Annotated in this window: 1 protein-coding gene and 3 pseudogenes; all 4 read left to right on the top strand. The window is 63.8% G+C overall.

Annotated features, from left to right (window positions below; translation table 11 throughout):
• The first annotated feature begins 164 nt into the window (after positions 1-164).
• Positions 165-515, top strand: coding sequence for an IS66 family insertion sequence element accessory protein TnpB (tnpB, locus tag ACFDS3_RS20430; RefSeq protein ID WP_375264161.1), 351 nt, complete (start codon positions 165-167; stop codon positions 513-515).
• Positions 516-574: 59 nt separating this feature from the next.
• A pseudogene (locus ACFDS3_RS20425) lies at positions 575-2011 on the top strand (IS66 family transposase); the annotation flags it as partial.
• A 24-nt stretch (positions 2012-2035) separates the two neighbouring features.
• Positions 2036-2134 (top strand): annotated as a pseudogene (locus ACFDS3_RS20420) (plasmid pRiA4b ORF-3 family protein); the annotation flags it as partial.
• 197 nt (positions 2135-2331) lie between these two features.
• Positions 2332-2382: pseudogene (locus tag ACFDS3_RS20415) on the top strand (hypothetical protein); the annotation flags it as partial.
• Positions 2383-2753 lie beyond the last annotated feature (371 nt).

The raw sequence follows: 2753 nt of genomic DNA, 5'->3' as shown, positions 1-2753 counted from the left end.
GGCCATCGCCCTCGCCGCTACCGTCATCTTCTGGTTATGAGTCCAGAGCCTAGAACGGCTGACATCCAGCTTGAGATACTGCTGATGAACGGACGCCGGCTTCTTGTGTCCTCGGCAATGGATCTGGAGGTGCTGGCACGCCTCCTTCCGGTGCTGGACGGCCGATGATTGCGTTCCCGGCGGGGGTGCACGTTTGGATCACGGGCGGGGTGACGGACATGCGGCGCGGCATGAACACGCTGGCGTTGCAGGTCCAGCAGGGTCTCGGGCGCGATCCCCATGCCGGCGAGATCTTCTGCTTCCGCGGGCGCCGGGGCGATCTGGTCAAGCTGACCTGGCATGATGGCGTGGGGATGTCGCTCTATACGAAGCGGCTGGAGGCCGGGAAGTTCATCTGGCCGACCAGCGGGAGCGGTGAAGCGGTGCAGATCTCCGCGGCCCAGCTCGGCTATCTTCTGGAAGGGATCGACTGGCGCAACCCCCGCTGGATCCAACGCCCTGCAAAGGCGGGATAAACCGGCGGTAAGAGCCTTGTTTCATGGGATTTATGAAGCCGGCGTGGGAGACATAGGCCATGTCAGATACCGCTTCCGAGATTGACAGATGCGGGCCGCGCTCGCCGCCTCGGAAGCCCGTGCCAAGGCCGCTGAAAGCGAACTGGCGCAAGCTCGGGCAGTGGCCTCGACCGCCGAGGCGATGATCAAGCATCTCCGGCTCGAGATCGCCAAGCTCCAGCGCGAACAATATGGCCATAGCTCGGAGCGCCGTGCCCGCTTGATCGACCAGATACCATCTGCCGCGCGAGCGTGGTAATCGAGGCCCCGATCGCCTGCTCGTGCTGCGGGCCGGATCGCATCGTGAAGATGGGCGAGGATATCACCGAGACGTTGGAGGTGGTCCACACCGTCCGCGAGAAGTTCACCTGCCGCTCTTGCGAGAAGATCAGCGAGCCGCCGGCCCCGTTCCACCCCGGTGGCTGGGCTGGCCCGAACCTTCTGGCGATGATCCTGTTCGAAAAGTTCGGCAAGCATCAGCCCCTGAACCGGCAGGCTGAACGCTATGCGAAGGAAGGTGTCGATCTCAGCCTCTCGACGCTTGCCGACCAGGTCGGGGCCTGTGCCGCCGCGCTCGAGCCGATCCACGCGTTGATCCGGACCCATGTCCTCGGGGCCGAGCGGCTGCACGGCGATGACACGACGGTGCCGCTTCTGGCGAAGGGCGGGACGCGCACGGCGCGGCTCTGGACCTATGTTCGGGACGACCGCCCCTTCGCGGGCGGGGAGCCGCCGGCTGCGCTGTTTTACTTCTCGCGCGACCGGGAGATGGCCCACCCCAACCGGCATCTCGCCGGCTGGCAGGGCATTTTGCAGGCCGATGCCTACGGCGGTTACAACGACCTCTATCGCGGCGACCGTAATCCCGGCCCGGTGAGCAGCGCGCTTTGCTGGAGCCATGCCCGGCGCAAGTTCTTCGAACTTGCCGACATCAAGGGGAATGTCCGGAAGGGCAAGCCTGCCCATGACATATCGCCGGTGGCCTTGGAGGCAGTGACGAAGATAGATGCCATCTTCGACGTCGAGCGCGAGATCAACGACTTGGGCGCCGTGACCAGGCTCATCGCCCGGCAACGGCTGTCCCGTCCGCTAATCGAAGACCTGCGCGACTGGATGCAAGCCGAGCGCGATACGATGTCGAGGCACAACCCCGTCGCCAAGGCGATCGCCTACATGTTCAAGGCAGGCCGTTGGGACGCGTTCACCCGCTTCCTCGACGATGGCCGGATCTGCCTGACGAACAACGCTGCCGAGCGGGCGCTTCGTGGCGTGGCTCTCGGCCGCAAGTCATGGCTCCTCGCCGGCTCCGAGCGCGGTGGTGACCGCGCCCCCTTCATGTATTCCCTGATCGTCACCGCGAAGATGAACGATGTCGATCCTCAGGCCTGGCTCGCCGATTGGCTCGGCTACCCGGCACGACAGCCTCTCGGGTGCCGGAACTGCTGCCCTGGAACTGGTTGCGACCCGACAAGGATGGCCGCATGACCCTGATCGCCCGCCTCCGGATCATCCTGAACGACGGCGAGCCAATGCCGATGCGCCATATCGAAGTGCCACTGAAGATCAGGCTCGACCGGCTGCATAACACCATTCAGGCTGTCATGAGCTGGACCGACACCCATCTCAACGAGTTCCGGGGGGTGATGCCGGTTGGGGCGAGCCCGATCCGGAGGAATTCTATGACGGCCCCACGGGCGCGAAGAAGATCACCCTGGAAAAGCTGCTCGACTAGACCGCCACCAGGACGACCCAGTATGTCTACGACTTCGGTGATGACTGGGACCACAGCATCCGAATCGAGCGGGTCAACGAGGCCGCCCGGGCATGACCTATCCATGGCTGCTGAAGGCCACCGGGGCCTGTCCGCACGAGGACGTCGACGGCGCGTGAGACTATGAGAAATTCCTCAAAGCGCTCGCCGATCCCGATCATGAGCAACACGAGGACATCGTCCGGTAGTCGGGCGGGAACTTCGACGCAGAAGATGCCGGAATCGACAGCATCACCGAACGCTTCAACCGCCTTGCCGCGAAATGGGCCCCGCGGTCCCGTAAACCCAAGGCAGAGACGTAAGAGAAGCCAGCGCCCGCAGCCTACATCGGATGCTTACGTACGTTCTGAAGTCTTGCCTCCTTTGTACAGCGGCAACTGTTGAGCACTAGACCTGAATTCCGCCAGCGCATTGCTCACGCCTTCTCG

It is taken from the genome of Palleronia sp. (assembly GCF_042089775.1).
In the GTDB taxonomy this organism is placed as follows: Bacteria; Pseudomonadota; Alphaproteobacteria; order Rhodobacterales; family Rhodobacteraceae; genus Palleronia.
This window is presented reverse-complemented; position numbering and strand designations above follow the sequence as displayed.

Bases quoted from the DNA above. Each gene is read 5' to 3' on its own strand.
- tnpB (WP_375264161.1), top strand. From the start codon at position 165: ATGATTGCGTTCCCGGCGGGGGTGCACGTTTGGATCACGGGCGGGGTG.